Source organism: Bacillus sp. 05T31, assembly GCF_056396725.1.
Genome location: NZ_JBFTMA010001327.1, coordinates 1 through 508, shown reverse-complemented (window position 1 = coordinate 508; position 508 = coordinate 1). Strand labels below are relative to the sequence as shown.

General features: G+C 32.5%; 1 protein-coding gene. It reads left to right on the top strand.

All coding sequences use genetic code 11. From position 1 onward, the window contains the following. Nucleotides 1-117: 117 nt before the first annotated feature. A partial coding sequence (locus AC1DJR_RS33150) for a VOC family protein (RefSeq protein ID WP_477004586.1) occupies nucleotides 118-508 on the top strand: 391 nt, incomplete at its 3' end.

The following is a 508-nucleotide window of genomic DNA, read 5'->3' as shown; positions in this document are numbered from 1 at the left end:
CTATAGAATAGACTTTTTTTTCAGTGTCTATTCTATAGGGTACATTTTATTTGTTTCTATAACTTTTTTTGTTACTATTGATAATGATAGAAAAAATAAAGTAATAGGGGAAATAAAATGAAAAAAACAATTGATCATATCGGGATTGCAGTTCGTGATATAGATAGTACGATACGTTTTTATGAAAAAGTTTTGTTAGGAACTTTAATAGATCGATACGTAAGTGAAGCACCAGGTGTCGAAAGTGAAGTAGCCATTCTTGAAGTAGATGGTGATAGAATTGAATTACTTGCACCGACGAATAATACAACTTCTCCAATAGCGCGATTTATAAAACAAAAAGGTAAAGGCGTTCATCACGTTGCGTATCGTGTAGATGATTTAGATGTAGCTTTAGAAGAATTGAAAGAACAAGGCATTCGAACGTTAGAGCATACACTTCGAATTAATAAACACGGTAGAAGATTAATTTACCTTAATCCGGCGGATACAGAGGGTACAATTATTG